The organism is Accumulibacter sp., from assembly GCF_036625195.1.
Classification (GTDB): Bacteria; Pseudomonadota; Gammaproteobacteria; order Burkholderiales; family Rhodocyclaceae; genus Accumulibacter.
This window is the reverse complement of record NZ_JAZKUG010000001.1, coordinates 3,027,123-3,041,112: the sequence shown is the minus strand read 5'-3', so window position 1 is coordinate 3,041,112 and position 13,990 is coordinate 3,027,123. Positions and strand designations below refer to the sequence as shown.

Below are 13,990 nucleotides of genomic sequence, written 5' to 3'. Positions count from 1 at the left end.
GCGTCAACGTCCCAGATAGACTTCGATCACCCGCTGGTCGGCCTGGACTTCCTCCAGGCTGCCCTCGGCCAGCACACTGCCTTCGTGCAATACCGTCACCTTGCCGCCGAGCTGCTTGACGAAAGCCATGTCGTGCTCGACGACGACCAGCGAATGCCTGCCGGCAAGCGACAGGAAGAGTTCGCCAGTGCGTTCGGTCTCCTCGTCGGTCATGCCGGCGACCGGCTCGTCGAGCAGCAGCAGCTTCGGCTCCTGCATCAGCAGCATGCCGATCTCCAGCCACTGCTTCTGCCCGTGCGAGAGCAGGCCGGCCAGCCGGTCGGCGTCGGTCGCCAGGCGGATCAGCTGCAGCGTCTCGGCGATGCGGTCGCCAGCCGCCGAGTCGAGCATGGCGAACAGGCTGCGCCAGACCCGCTTGTCGGTCTTCATCGCCAGCTCGAGATTCTCGAACACCGTGTGGTTCTCGAAGATCGTCGGCTTCTGGAACTTGCGACCGATGCCGTTGTGGGCGATCTCGGGTTCGGAGAGCCGGGTCAGGTCGATCGTCTGGCCGAAGAAGACCGTGCCCTCGTCGGGTCGCGTCTTGCCGGTGATGACGTCCATCATCGTCGTCTTGCCGGCGCCGTTGGGGCCGATGATGCAGCGCAGCTCGCCGGCGTCGATCGTCAGCGACAGCTTGTTGAGCGCGCGAAAGCCGTCGAAGCTGACCGTGATGTCCTCGAGATAGAGGATGACCTTGTGCGACAGGTCGAGCTGCCCGGGTTTGAGGATGTGGCCAAGCTCGGCGGTACCGCTGTCCCAGTCCGGGTTGTCGCCGTTCGTCGGCGGCAGGTCGACGGCGTTCATGCGCCCACTCCTTTCGCCGCCGCCGCGGCCGGCCCGCCGGCAGCCCTGTCCGTGCCCCGCCGGCGGCCGCGCAGCCGCAGCCAGAGGCCGACCACACCCTGCGGCAGGTAGAGGGTGGCGACGATGAACAGGGTGCCGAGGAAGAACAGCCAGTACTCGGGGAAGCTGACGGTGAACCAGCTCTTCGCCAGATTGACCAGGAAGGCGCCGATCACCGGCCCGATCAGCGTTCCACGGCCACCGACCGCAACCCAGATGGCGATCTCGATCGAGTTGCCGACCGACATCTCCGACGGATTGATGATTCCCACCTGCGGCACGTAAAGCGCCCCGGCGATGGCGCAGAGGACCGCCGACAGCGTCCATGCGCAGAGCTTGTACCACAGCGGGTTGTAGCCGATGAACATGACCCGCGACTCGGCGTCGCGGATCGCCGTCAGCACGCGGCCGAACTTCGAGCGCACGAGGTAGCGCGCCAGCAACAGGGTGCCGATCAGCGCCAGCGCCGACAGCGCGAAGAGGACGACACGCGTTTCCGGCGCAGTGATCGGATAGCCGAGGATGCGCTTGAAGTCGGTGAAGCCGTTGTTGCCACCGAAGCCGGTCTCATTGCGGAAGAAGAGCAGCATCGCGGCATAGGTCAGCGCCTGCGTGATGATCGAGAAGTAGACCCCCTTGATGCGCGAGCGGAAGGCGAAGTAGCCGAAGACGAAGGCGATCAGCGCCGGCACGACGAGCACCAGCAGCACCGCCCAGAGGAAGCTGTCGCTGCCGATCCAGAACCACGGCAACTCCTTCCAGTCGAGAAAGACCATGAAGTCGGGCAGGTCCGACTGGTAGCTGCCGTCGCGGCCGATCTGTCGCATCAGGTACATGCCGAAGCCGTAACCGCCGAGAGCGAAGAAGAGCCCGTGTCCGAGCGAGAGAATCCCGCCGTAGCCCCAGATCAGGTCCATGGCGACGGCAACGATCGCGTAGCAGAGGATCTTGCCGACCAGCGTGATGAACCAGGTCGACAGGTGCAGCGGGTGGTCGGCGGGCAGCACCAGGTGCATGACCGGCACGGCGATCAGTGCGAAGGCGGCGAACAGGCCGATCAGCCGCCAGCTGCGGGCGTCGAAACTGCTCCCGAGGCGGACGATGAACGGCGTGCGTGCAGGCGAAGGGCGCATGATCCTTGCTTCCCCGGTCAGGATTCGACGAAACGGCCCTTGAGGGCGAACAGGCCCTGCGGACGCTTCTGGATGAAAACGATGATGAGGACGAGGACGACGATCTTGGCGACGACGGCCCCCGTCCAGCCTTCGAGGAACTTGGTGAACACCCCGAGGCCGAGCGCCGCCCAGACGGCACCGGCGAGCTGGCCGACGCCACCGAGGACGACGACCATGAACGAGTCGACGATGTAGCCGGTCCCCATGTCGGGGCCGACGTTGGCGATCTGCGACAGCGCGACGCCACCGAGGCCGGCGATGCCGGCACCGAGGCCGAAGGCCAGGGTGTCGACGCGACCGGTCGGGACGCCGACGCAACCGGCCATCGGCCGGTTCTGCGTCACCGCGCGGACGAACATGCCGAGCCGCGAAAGGTTGAGGATCGCCCACATCGCCACCAGCACGGCGATCGAGAACGCGACGATGATGATCCGGTTCCAGGGCAGCAGCAGGTTCGGTAACAGCTCGACGCCACCGGCCATCCAGCTCGGATTGGCGACCTCGACGTTCTGCGCGCCGAACAGCGTGCGCGCCACCTGCATCAGGAAGAGCGAGATGCCCCAAGTGGCGAGCAGCGTCTCGAGCGGCCGCCCGTAGAGGTGGCGAATGACGATCCGCTCCATCAGCACGCCGACCAGCGCCGCGCTGAGGAAACCGACCGGGATCGCCGCCAGCAGATACCAGTCGAGCGCGCCGGGCAGGTGGGCGCGAAAAACGCTCTGCATCGCCCACGCCGAATAGGCGCCGACCATCAGCAGTTCGCCGTGCGCCATGTTGATCACGCCCATGACGCCGTAGGTGATCGCCAGGCCGAGCGCCGCGAGCAGCAGGATCGAGCCGAGCGAGAGACCGGTGAACGCGCGGCCGAGATTGTCGGCCCAGGCCAGACGCTGCTCGATCGAACGGATCGACGTGCCGGCAGCGGCGCGCACGGCGCTGTCGGGCTCGAGCCAGTTGTCACCCTGCTTCTGCGTCAAAGGCAGGAGAAGCTGGCGAACGCGTGGATCACTGCTCTCGCCGAGCGTGCGCACCGCCTCCAGGCGGACTTCGGCGTCGCCGGAGCCGAGGCTCGCCTGCGCCCGGGCGAGCTGCAGGCGGGCCCTGATCGCCTCGTCCCGTTCCGCCGCCAGTGCGCGCTCGAGCAGCGGCAGCATCTTCGCGTCGGCGTTCTGGTTGACTTCCTGCGCCGCCTGCCAGCGAACCTCACGCTCGGCCGAGAACAGGCGCAACGCCGCCAGCGCGGCCGCCAGCTCGCGGCGCACGCGGTTGTTGATGCCGATCGTCTCGACGCCGTCCGGCGGCGGCGTCAGCTCGCGGTTGCTGGCGGCGTCGAAGACCCGACCACCCTCGCCCAGCACCACCACTCGCTCGCCGGCGAGCGCCAGCGAATCCCCGGCCATCGCCTTGAGCACCGGCTGCGCCTCTTCCGGCGCCGCCTCGACCAGCGCCAGGATGGCGGCAATGCGTCGATCCGAGTCGTCGTCGGCGAGCGGCTTGAGCAACTCCGGATCAATCGCCGCCTGCGCGCAGGAGATGCCCAGCAGGCAAACGGCCAGCAGTGATCGCAACTTGTGCATGCTTTCTCCCTCGAGCCGACCCCGTGCCCGCAACTCGCGGACCGGGGGCAGCGCGCGCCGCCGCTGCGGCGGCGCGCTGTGCCGATGCTGACTTAACGGCCTTCCGGCTGATCCTTCCGCTGCTCGTTACCCGGAATGAACGGGCTCCACGGCTGCGCCCGCACCGGACCCGGCGTCTTCCAGACGACGTTGAACTGCCCGTCGGCCTTGATTTCGCCGATGAACACCGGCTTGTGCAGGTGGTGGTTCTTCTCGTCCATCTTGATCGTGAATCCAGACGGGGCCTTGAAGCTCTGCCCGGCCATCGCCGCGATCACCTTGTCGACGTCGGTCGACTTCGCCTTCTCGACCGCCTGCTTCCACATGTTGACGCCAATGTAGGTCGCTTCCATCGGATCGTTGGTCACCGCCTTGTCGGCGTTCGGCAGCTTCTGCTTGACCGCCCAGGCGCGGTACATCTTGGTGAACTGCTCGTTCTGCGGATTCTTCAGCGACATGAAGTAGTTCCACGACGCCAGGTGGCCGACCAGCGGCTTGGTGTCGACGCCGCGCAGTTCTTCTTCCCCGACCGAGAAGGCGACCACCGGCACCTCGGTCGCCTTGATGCCGGCGTTGCCGAGTTCCTTGTAGAACGGCACGTTCGAGTCACCGTTGATCGTCGACACGACCGCCGTCTTCTTGCCCTCGCTGGAGAACTTCTTGATCTTGGCGATGATCGTCTGGTAGTCGCTGTGGCCGAACGGCGTGTACTCTTCCATGATGTCGGCGTCGGCGACGCCCTTCGACTTCAGGAAGGCACGCAGGATCTTGTTCGTCGTCCGCGGATAGACGTAGTCGGTGCCGAGCAGCACGAAGCGCTTGGCCTCACCGCCATCCTTGCTCATCAGGTACTCGACTGCCGGAATCGCCTGCTGGTTTGGCGCCGCGCCGGTGTAGAAGACGTTGTACTCGAGTTCCTCGCCCTCGTACTGCACCGGATAGAAGAGCAGACCGTTGAGTTCCTTGAACACCGGCAGCACCGACTTGCGCGACACCGAGGTCCAGCAGCCGAAGACCACCGCCACCTTGTCCTTGCTCAGCAACTGGCGCGCCTTCTCGGCGAAGAGCGGCCAGTTCGACGCCGGATCGACGACCACCGGCTCGAGCTTCTTGCCGAGCACGCCGCCCTTCCTGTTGATCTCGTCGATCGCCATCAGCACGGTCTCCTTGAGCGCCGTCTCCGAGATGGCCATCGTGCCCGACAGCGAATGCAGGACACCGACCTTGATCGTCTCGGCGGCCATTGCAGCGAACGAATTGAGTCCGAAGGCAGCAGTCACCGCCACCGCCGAGATCGTCTTCATGAAATTGCGACGTACCATCTGTCAGCTCCTCGAGTGTTGTGGGATCGGGAAGAAATCTTCCACGAGGAGGGACAAAGCAAGGAGCGTGCCATTTCCGCCAAGACCCGCAGGAGCAGCTTGACAGCCATGTTCCGACGTCGTCTGGCGATGCACTCGGCCAACATCGTGCGCACCGTTGCACCAGTTTGGGGCGGCCGCCGGTCGCGAGCACCATCATGGGTGAGCGGCCGCGACGACGCACCCCGAGGCATGCACGGTGCGCGGCAGCCGGGGCAGGAGTGGCCTCTACGGGAGGGAAGGCCGGGCCTCCGCCAGTCACTGCCGCGGGACCCGTCACCAAAAATCGAGCCTCGGAGTCGCGAACCGCAAACCCATCGTCGGAACGACGCCGGGCGCGGCGCGGAGCGCGCACGGTCGGCAGAGCTGACCGTGGCGGGCCGTCCTCGACGGACCCAGCCTTCTCCGCGGCAAGCCGAAGCGTCCGGCCGACCGCGCGCAGGCCGTTGCTGCTGGCAGCGCGTCACCGCTCTCGCCGGCACGGGCAGCGCGCACCCTGACGGCTTGCCTGTAGCCGCAGCGACGCGAAGCGACGTCCCCCGGCGTGGCCGCAAGCCTCTACAATGGGAGACACAATGCAACGTGGACGAGGAGTATCCGGTGCGCGAGATCGCTGAAGAAAGGCCGGCTGCGAGCATCTCCGGCTGGCTGGCCCTGCCCCTGTGGTTCGCCTTCCTGGTGTGGACCGTCTGGCCGTTCATCGGTCTCGTGGCGTGGAACCTCATCGGCCTGGCACTGCCTTTCCCGACCCAGGTTTCGCTGCCCAGGCTCCTGGCGATTCCGCTGCTCGCCTTTCTCGGCAAGGGCTTCGGCATCCTGCAGCCGAACATCGCCGGCATCTTCACCTTCTTCGGCCGCTATGCCGGCACCCTGCGCCGGGACGGCTTCTACTGGGTGAATCCCTTCTACCAGCGACAGAAGATGTCGCTGCGCGCGAACAACCTCAATACGCCGACGCTGAAGGTCAACGACCGCGCCGGCAACCCGGTGGAAGTGGCGGCGGTCGTCGTCTGGCGTGTCGCCGACACGGCGCGTGCCGCGTTCGACGTCGAGGACTACGCCAACTACATCGTCATCCAGAGCGAGTCGGCGGTGCGCTCGGTGGTCAGCGCGCGCTGGTACGACGGCGACGCAGAAGGCAGGAACTCGCTGCGCGGCGACATGGACGCCGTCGCCGAACTGCTGGCGACACGAATCCAGGAGCACGTCGCGCTCGCCGGTCTCGAGGTCGTCGAGGCGCGCATCTCGCACCTCGCCTACGCGCCGGAGATCGCCAGCGCCATGCTCCGCCGGCAACAGGCGGAAGCGGTCGTCGCCGCCCGCACCCGGATCGTCGACGGAGCGGTCGGCATGGTCAAGCTCGGGATCGAGCAACTGGAAGCCGAAGGAGTCGTCAGGCTGTCTGCCGAGGACCGGGTCAGGCTGGTCACCAATCTGATGACGGTCCTCGTCTCGGAGAGCGAAACTCATCCGGTGCTCTCGGTCGGCAGGGAATAGCAGCGAGCTTCCGGGCGCGGGGCGACTGCCGGACCGGGGCGATCAGGCTTCGTCGCCGGCGGCGGCACGCGTCGTGCGCTCGCCGATGCCCGCCTCCCAGCCGATCAGCGCCAGCTTGCGACCGCTCCCCCAGCGATAGCTGCCGATCTCTCCCGACTCGCGGATCACCCGGTGGCAGGGAATCAGGTAGGCGATGCGATTGGCCGCCAGCGCACTGCCGACTGCCCGCTGGGCGCTCGGTACTGCCGCCCGCCGCGCCAGTTCGCCATAGGAGATCAGCGTACCGGGCTCGACCCGGATCAGCGCTTCCCAGACCTTGATCTGGAAGTTCGTTCCGCGCAACAACAGGTGCAGCTTGCCGCGTGTCGGCGTGGCGGGAAACACGCGGGCAAGCAGCAGCCGCGCCTGCTCGTCATCGCGCACGATCGTCGCCGCTGGCCAGCGTGCCAGCAGCTCGGCGAGCATCGCCGGCGCAGCGCTCGAGCAGAAGGCGAGATGGCAGACACCGCGTCCGCTCCAGGCGATCAGGGCGTCGCCGAAAGGCGACGGCGCGAAGCCGCAGGAGATCGCGATGCCGAGGCCGCCCGACCGGATTTCGCCGGGCGACAGGGCTTCACAACTGACCATCAGCTCGTGCAGGCGGCTGCCACTGCTCAGACCGCTGTCGGCCGCGACCGCCAGGACGTCGCGCGACCGGGCCAGTTCGTGCCGGGCATGTTCCTTGGTCAGGTACTGCAGGAAGCGCTTCGGCGAGATCCCGGCCCAGGCGGAGAACAGCCGCTGCAGGTGGAAGGGGCTCAGGTGGACAGCCGCGGCAATCTCCTCCAGAGCCGGCTGCCCGCGTGCGTTCGCGCGGATGTATTCGATCGCCCGCGCGACGACGGCAAAGTTTCTCGACTGCTCACCGGGTTCACGACTGGACATGCCGGAGCCTCCATGAGGCCAGCAGCGATGCCGGCGCGAAACCGGTCGCCAGGCCGGTGCCGGAGAGCACCAGCGTGGCGCCGAACAGGGTATGCCAGCCGACCGGTTCGTCGAGGAACAGGTAGCCCCAGAGCACACCGAAGACGGGAATCAGGAAGGTGACCGTCAGCGCGGGCGTGGCGCCGATGTCGGCGATCAGGCGGAAGTAGAGCAGGTAGGCGACACCGCTGCAGAGCACGCCGAGGGCAATCACCGCGGCGACGACGCCGGTCGTCGGCGTGGTGGCCGGCAACGGCAGGAAGAACAGGGTCGGCAGCAGCAGCAGGGTCGCTGCCCACATGCTGCCGTGCGCGTTGGCGAAGGGGTCGACGGCGCTGGCGGCTTTGGTGTAGGTCGTGGCGATGCCGTACGAGAATGCCGCGAGCAGGGCGGCGGCGATGGCGAGGCCGCCACCCGCTGGCAATTGGGCGGCCTCGCTGCCGCCGAGCACGACGACACCGGCAACGCCACAGGACAGGCCGATCAACTGCCTTGGCGACAGCGGCTGGCGCAACCAGACGGCGCCGATCACGGCGCCCCAGAGCGGCGCCGTCGCATTCAGGATCGACAACAGAGACGCCGAAACGGTCTGTGCCGCATGGGCGAACAACAGGAACGGGAGCGCCGAATTGAACAGCCCGAGAACGAGATAGTGCCGCCAGTGGACCCCGGCAGCCCGCGTCCTGCGCAGGGCAAGGGCAACGCACCAGAGAAAGAGCGCCGCCAGTGCGACGCGCAGGAAGATGAGCGCTGCCGGGCCGATCGCCGGCGCCCCGACACGCATGAACAGGAAGGAGGCGCCCCAGATCGCGGAGAGTACCAGAAGGCGAATCAGGCTGGCATCGTTCATGGCACCATCACCACCATCGAAGAGAAAGGATGCCTGAGTGTGCGACACGGGCGGGCGGGCGCGCAATCCGCTTCTTGCTGAATTTCCCGGCGCCATCGGTGCGGCCAGGAACTCCCGCCGCGTACCGCGGCCGAGGGTCGGAGACCGCCTCACCGTGCGTCCGTCGGAAGGGGGCTGCAGGGCGCGCGCTGCCCGCAACGGGAGCGCGGGGCATGCCGTTCGACGGCGGCGAGCGGACGGACGTTCTCGCCGCTGACGGCACGAAGTGGCTTGCCTTCATCGGCGGATCGGCAGACGATGGCGCTTTCGCAGGACCGAAGCCGGAATCCCATGCACCTCGCAAGCACGCTCTTCTTCCTCGCCACCCTGCTGGCCAGCACGCTGAGCTGCAGTGCCAGCCTGTTCGAAAGGGAAGTCGTCTTCTCGCAGGCGGACGTCGACGCGGCCCTGACCAGGGCAAAGCCGCTGCAATTGTCCTACGGCGGGCTGATCTCGGTCGCCCTGAACGATCCGCCGACGATCCGGCTCGACGGCGACGACGGCCGCGCCGGCATCGCCGCCGCGGTCGACGTCGAGATACCGGGCAACCAGCCACTCCGCGTCACCGTCGCCGGCCGTGCCGGTCTTCGCTACGATGACCAGCAGAAGGCCTTCTTTCTCGACAATCCGGTCATCGACTCGGTGACGATACCGTCGCGGCGAAAGGAGGCCAACCCGCTGGTTCGCCAGGCCGCCTCGCAACTGCTCGCCTCGTACTTCCGCTCGAAGCCGGTTTACGTCCTGCGCGAGAATGGCAGCGCGCAAGAAACCGCCGCGCGCTGGCTGCTGAAGTCGGTCCGCATCGAAACGGGCCGTGTCGTGGCCGTGCTGTCGCCTTTCTGAGCTCTCCACTCTCTCCCCGCCTTCTCCCGCGCGCGGGAGAAGGGAGATTCGCGAGTCGCCGACGCGACTTTCACCTCAAACCATCGAGTGCAGGCCGAACAGGTTGCCTTCGGTGTCCTTGGCCAGCGCGCAGAAGCCGTACTGGCCGATCGAGAACTTGTCCTGGCAGACTTGGCCACCAGCCTCGACGACACGCCCGACCTCGACGGCGCAATCCGCGCAACCGAAATAGACGAGCGTGCCGTTGCCGCCTGACGGCATCCCTTCCATCCGCACCAGCGATCCCGACGCGCCACCGGCGTCCATCTGCATCGGGAAGGCCCACATCTCCATGCCGGGACTGTCGAGCCGGGTGAACTCGACGCCGAGAACCGCAGCGTAGAACGACTTGGCGCGCTGCATGTCCTGGACGTAGATTTCGAACCAGCGGACAGGGTTTTCCTTGTTCATGCCGATTTCCTCCAAAGCTGTGATCGAGGCGTTGTCGAAGGGGCGCTGCGGCGCAGCCAGCGCAGGTCTCAGCCTCCGCCTCGTCGTCGCCTGGGCGCGTGGCGGCCTGCCCCGGATCCTCCGGCCGCCGCGGCGTTTCGTCAACCCGCGATCGATGCCACGCCGGCTGCCACCAGCAGTGACCCAGCAGATCGTCAGGCGGCAGCTGGCGGCACTGGGCGCGGCGAAAGGGCACCGGCGCGGACAACTCGCAGCCCTGTGCTCGGATGGCCAGCAGTTGCCGTCGGCGAAAGGCGTAGCAGTACCGCGGGCTGAACGCGCGACAGCCGAGATGCGGGCGCAACTGGTGGCGACCGAGGCGCGCTGCGCTGCCGCAGTCCTTCGCGCGGGTCAGCCGGTGCGGGAGCCGCGGCGCCGGCAGGCCAAGCCAAGCAGTCCCACTCCGAGCAGCGCCAGTGACGCGGGCTCCGCTACCGAGGTTCCGGTGCCGTCGGCGAAACTGGCCCGGAAGAACTGGTCCACCCCGCCAGCCGTGCTCCAGCCGCCAACGAACAAGTCGTTGAACGATGCCGCGTTGTTGTAGACGAAGCCGCCGCCAGCGAGCACGCTGCTGGTCGCGGGCAAGGGTGCGCGAAAAGCGCTGCTGGTGACGCCCTGCGCCTGGCCCTCGCCGAGCACGCTCAGGAACGCGACATAGCTCTGCCCGGCGACCAGCGACTCGCTGGTCGCGAAGGCAAACTCGACCAGGTCGTCCGTGTCTGGCTTCGTCCGCTGGTCGCCAGTGTACAGGAGCGTGCCAGCCTTGCTGCCATCCCAGATCGCCAGGTAGCCGCGCAGGTTCAGCGGGCCATCGTTCGGCACCGGGCCGACCGGAGAGTTGTCCCGCCGCAGGTCGAGGAACAGCGAGAAGCCCGTCAGGTTGGTCTGCGTCGGATCCGCGGTGAAGGTCTGGCCGTAGGTCGGGGTGGCGTTCCGGCCGATGCCGAACGGGTAGACGCTGCCGACCGCAACCGCCGCGGTGGTGTCGATGTTCGCGGCCAGAGCGCGGCCGGCCGGCAGGACAGCGGCAATGGCGAGAGCGGCGGCAACGGTCAGCTGGCGCAGCCTCGGCCGCGCCCCGTCCCGTCGGTCGCATCGCTCGCTCCGAGCGCCGCGGGAAACTGCGTTGCCGCTCACGGCAGGATCATTCCTCATGCCCATCGTCTCTCCTCCTGTGTGCCTGGCTCTCCCGGTGCGGCTCGCGTCAGGCTGCCGCTTGTGTTCCGGTTGCCTCAAGAAAACGCACGCATATTTCGGGCCAGAATCGATAACAAATTGATTGTTTATGATTTACTCTGTCGCGCGAAGGTGCAGATCATGGCGGCTGCCGAGTGCTTGTAAGAGTATCCGACATCTGCTTTGCTTCCTGCGCGCCTTGCCGGCCGATGCGGACCCCTGTCGCCTGTTCCCGCTGCGTCATGGGGAACAGCCAAGCGAGGCGGATTGACGGTGAGGCCAAACGCGTTTTCGTCACAGCGGTGCGAGGTCGCTCAGGGTCGGCCGGGTTGCGCCGCTGCTCGCGCGCCCGTCCGTGCCGGGCAGGAGCAGGCATACCGGCCAGCGAGCAGCGCATCGAGCGAGAACGCACCGCCTCCCCTGGCAACCAGGAAGAGCAGGCCCGCCGCCCAGGTGCCGTGCAACGCGTAGGCATCAGGGTAGACGAAGATCTGGATCACCGCTGTCATGGCGAGCAGCGCCAGCGCGGAAAATCGCGTCGCCAGCCCGATCAGCAGCAGCAGCGGGAAGAGGTGTTCGGCGCAGGCCGCCATCGGTGCGGCCACTTCGGGCGGAATGAGCGGCAGCCGGTATTCGTCGCGAAACAGCTCGATCACCGAATCGGCAAGCCGTGGCCAGCCGAACTCGAACTCGCCGCTGACGAAATTGATGGCCATGCCCTGCACCTTGGTCTGGCCGGACGCCCAGAAGGTGGCAGCGAGCGCGAAGCGGGCGAGGAAGGCGATCAGCGAGTCGGGAATGCGGCTGAGCTGATCGACGGACTTGCGCACCAGGCAGCGGTCGGAATGGTGGGCGGTCATGGTTGTTCTCCTTGCTGTTCAGGGGACTGCCCGATGCCGACCAGCAGATCGTGTCCGATCAGGAGGCCGAGGGCGGGCGCGGGGTCGAAGGGCGCCTCTGCCATTGAGGCTTCCAGCACGGCGTCGCCGAGCGCCGCGCCGAGCTGCAGCGCGGCGATGAAGCGGCCGGCTGCCCGCGGCACCGTCATCACGGCAAGCGACAGCCCCTGGCGCAGCACCAGCGCGCATTCCGGTTGCAGCGGGTCAATGGTGGCGAGGTCACCGCCGCCCTGGTGCGCGCCCCACAGCGAAACGATGGCAAACGGCGAGTCGATCAGCCGCAGCGAGGGCTGCAGGTGCAGGCGCAAGCTGGGCAGAATCAGGGGCTCGGCAAGGCACGCGGCGACATCGGCCAGTGCAGCCGGTGCAACATCGGCGGCGTGGAAGGCAAGCACGCGTGCGTATTCCAAGCGCGCGATGTCGGCGAGGTAGGGCACGCTGGCCGCGGGCGGAAAGGCGGCGGCGAAATCGGCAAAGGCATCGCCATACCAGGCGAGCACCGGAGAACGCGGCGGCGACCGGCGCACGAACTCGCTCGCCATGGCGCGGAAAAAGCTTTCGCCGACCAGTTGTCGAACGACCGGGAAGGTCTCCGACAGGGCGTCGATCAGCGAGACGGTGACGTTGTTGCGGTAGACGGCGAAGCGCTGCGCCGGGTCGGAGCCATTCCAGCTGACGAGGCCGTCCGGCGCCGGCTGCCCCGGGTCGAGCAGCGCGGCGGCGAATGCGCGATTGTCGGCGACGCGGGTCATGCCGCCTGCGCCCGCAGCGGGGGAAGCGCACGGCACGCGTCGAGCCTCCGGCCGGCCGCCAGCGCCTCGGCCAGCAGCACCGGAAAGGCAGGCAGGTCGTTGTCGCGCTCGAGCAGCGTCGCCACCGGACCGATGAGCCGCAGCGCTTCGTCATACAGCGCCCATACCGCTTCGGCCACCGGTGCCCCGTGGCTGTCGATGAGGAGTGGCGCGCCAAGGCTGTCGACCTGCCGCGCGAAACCGGCGAGGTGGATTTCGCCGACCGCCGCCAGCGGCAACGCCCGCAGGTAGGCCTGCACGTCGCGCCCGTGGTTGGTGCACGAGACGTAGGCGTTGTTCAGGTCGAGCAGCAGGCCGCAACCGGTGCGTGCGACGACTTCGCCGATGAACGTGGCTTCGTCACGATCGGAGGCGGCAAACTCGACGTAGGTGGCAGGGTTCTCGAGCAGCATGCGGCGCCCGAGGCGGCTCTGCACGCGGTCGATGTGCTCGCAGACGCGCCGCAGCGTCGCCGCATCGAACGGTGCCGGCAGCAGATCGTTGTAGAACGTGCCGCCGTGCGACGACCAGGCCAGGTGCTCGGAGAACGATTCCGGCTGGTAACGGCCGATCAGCGCGGCCAAGCGGTCGAGGTGGAGTTCGTCGAGCGGCGCCTCACCGCCGATCGACAGGCCGACGCCATGGATCGACAGCGCATGGTCGGTGCGGAGGCGGCCGAGGTAATGGTGGAAGGGTCCGCCCGGCACCATGTAGTTCTCGGCGTGGATCTCGAAGAAGCCGAGCGCCGGTTTCGTTTCGAGCACGTCGAGGAAGTGCTCGGGCTTGAGCCCGAGGCCCGCTGCGGCGGGCAGCGAGGGCTCTCCGCAGCGGGCGGCGGCAAACGCCGCCCGTGGCTTGCCCACGTCAGACACGAAAAGGCCCCGGATCCCGGATCGGCCGCTCAGGCCTTCTTCTCCTTGAATTCCTTGAGCTGCCCCGTGCCGGTCGGCGAGGTCGGTGACGCGGTCTTCTCGCAGGTGCCCGCGGGGACGTAGGTCCAGGCATTGCCCTGGTAGTCCTTCGTCGAGCTGCCCGCGCACGAGGTACCGGCCCCGGCCTTGCAGTCATTCTTGCCCTTCATGGCGACGCCGTAGCACTTCTCCTTGGCCGCATCGGCGGCGATCGCCGGTGCGGCAGCCATGGTCAGGGCAGCGCCCAGGGCAAGGGCAAGAGCGGCAGCGGAAGCGTGGCGGGTGGTGTCGTTCTGGTGCATGGTGAGGCTCCTTCTCGATCGGTCAAATGGGTCGATGGACCATTCGCGGCAGCGTGGTCCGCTCATTGGACGAACTGATCGACGAATCCTTACAGATGCCGAGTGATCGCGGCGTTCCGTCAGCGTGCACGCGCTGCCGGAACGAAGTGAGGCGATGGCTTGGTCTCTCGTGGTGTCGCCGCTTGGAGTCAAC

Annotated in this window: 14 protein-coding genes; 2 read left to right on the top strand and 12 right to left on the bottom strand. The window is 67.4% G+C overall.

Annotated elements, in window-relative coordinates; translation table 11 throughout:
• Nucleotides 1-3: 3 nt before the first annotated feature.
• The 4 genes from urtD to urtA all read right to left on the bottom strand — a co-directional run bounded on the left by urtD (nt 4) and on the right by urtA (nt 4,998).
• Complete coding sequence (gene urtD, locus V5B60_RS13530; protein ID WP_332347552.1) at nt 4-846, bottom strand: urea ABC transporter ATP-binding protein UrtD; 843 nt, start codon at nt 844-846, stop codon at nt 4-6.
• Nucleotides 843-2,018 (bottom strand): urea ABC transporter permease subunit UrtC, encoded by a 1,176-nt coding sequence (gene urtC / locus V5B60_RS13525; protein WP_332347551.1) that lies wholly within the window; start codon nt 2,016-2,018, stop codon nt 843-845. The genes urtD and urtC overlap by 4 nt, the downstream gene beginning before the upstream one ends.
• Nucleotides 2,019-2,035: 17 nt before the next feature.
• Complete coding sequence (gene urtB, locus V5B60_RS13520) at nt 2,036-3,637, bottom strand: urea ABC transporter permease subunit UrtB (RefSeq protein WP_332347550.1); 1,602 nt, start codon at nt 3,635-3,637, stop codon at nt 2,036-2,038.
• 92 nt (nt 3,638-3,729) lie between these two features.
• Complete coding sequence (gene urtA / locus V5B60_RS13515) at nt 3,730-4,998, bottom strand: urea ABC transporter substrate-binding protein (RefSeq protein WP_332347549.1); 1,269 nt, start codon at nt 4,996-4,998, stop codon at nt 3,730-3,732.
• 621 nt (nt 4,999-5,619) lie between these two features.
• On the opposite strand from urtA, the gene V5B60_RS13510 reads away from it, so the two are divergent.
• Complete coding sequence (locus V5B60_RS13510; RefSeq protein WP_332347548.1) at nt 5,620-6,534, top strand: SPFH domain-containing protein; 915 nt, start codon at nt 5,620-5,622, stop codon at nt 6,532-6,534.
• A 42-nt stretch (nt 6,535-6,576) separates the two neighbouring features.
• On the opposite strand, the gene V5B60_RS13505 is transcribed toward V5B60_RS13510, so the two are convergent.
• Together V5B60_RS13505 and V5B60_RS13500 are read right to left on the bottom strand one after the other, a co-directional pair.
• On the bottom strand, nt 6,577-7,458 hold the full coding sequence (locus tag V5B60_RS13505; protein ID WP_332347547.1) for a methylated-DNA--[protein]-cysteine S-methyltransferase: 882 nt from the start codon (nt 7,456-7,458) through the stop codon (nt 6,577-6,579).
• Nucleotides 7,445-8,347 (bottom strand): DMT family transporter, encoded by a 903-nt coding sequence (locus V5B60_RS13500; protein ID WP_332347546.1) that lies wholly within the window; start codon nt 8,345-8,347, stop codon nt 7,445-7,447. The genes V5B60_RS13505 and V5B60_RS13500 overlap by 14 nt, the downstream gene beginning before the upstream one ends.
• 330 nt (nt 8,348-8,677) lie before the next feature.
• Between V5B60_RS13500 and V5B60_RS13495 the strand changes: the two genes are divergently transcribed.
• Entirely contained in the window at nt 8,678-9,229 is a 552-nt protein-coding gene (locus V5B60_RS13495) for a DUF1439 domain-containing protein (RefSeq protein WP_332347545.1), read from the top strand.
• Nucleotides 9,230-9,304: 75 nt separating this feature from the next.
• Here the strand turns inward: V5B60_RS13495 and V5B60_RS13490 are convergent, their stop codons facing one another.
• The 6 genes from V5B60_RS13490 to V5B60_RS13465 form a co-directional block, all read right to left on the bottom strand.
• Nucleotides 9,305-9,679, bottom strand: coding sequence for a VOC family protein (locus V5B60_RS13490; RefSeq protein WP_332347544.1), 375 nt, complete (start codon nt 9,677-9,679; stop codon nt 9,305-9,307).
• 390 nt (nt 9,680-10,069) lie between these two features.
• Nucleotides 10,070-10,873: a PEP-CTERM sorting domain-containing protein gene (locus V5B60_RS13485; RefSeq protein ID WP_332347543.1), complete on the bottom strand. Its 804-nt coding sequence runs from the start codon at nt 10,871-10,873 to the stop codon at nt 10,070-10,072.
• Between the two features lie 335 nt (nt 10,874-11,208).
• Nucleotides 11,209-11,754, bottom strand: coding sequence for a DoxX family protein (locus V5B60_RS13480; protein WP_332347542.1), 546 nt, complete (start codon nt 11,752-11,754; stop codon nt 11,209-11,211).
• Nucleotides 11,751-12,545 carry a DNA-binding domain-containing protein gene (locus V5B60_RS13475; protein WP_332347541.1) on the bottom strand — a complete coding sequence of 265 codons (795 nt, stop codon included), beginning with the start codon at nt 12,543-12,545 and terminating at the stop codon, nt 11,751-11,753. The genes V5B60_RS13480 and V5B60_RS13475 overlap by 4 nt, the downstream gene beginning before the upstream one ends.
• Entirely contained in the window at nt 12,542-13,447 is a 906-nt protein-coding gene (gene bufB, locus V5B60_RS13470) for an MNIO family bufferin maturase (RefSeq protein ID WP_332350565.1), read from the bottom strand. The genes V5B60_RS13475 and bufB overlap by 4 nt, the downstream gene beginning before the upstream one ends.
• A gap of 38 nt (nt 13,448-13,485) precedes the next feature.
• On the bottom strand, nt 13,486-13,797 hold the full coding sequence (locus V5B60_RS13465; protein WP_332347540.1) for a BufA1 family periplasmic bufferin-type metallophore: 312 nt from the start codon (nt 13,795-13,797) through the stop codon (nt 13,486-13,488).
• Nucleotides 13,798-13,990: the final 193 nt, after the last annotated feature.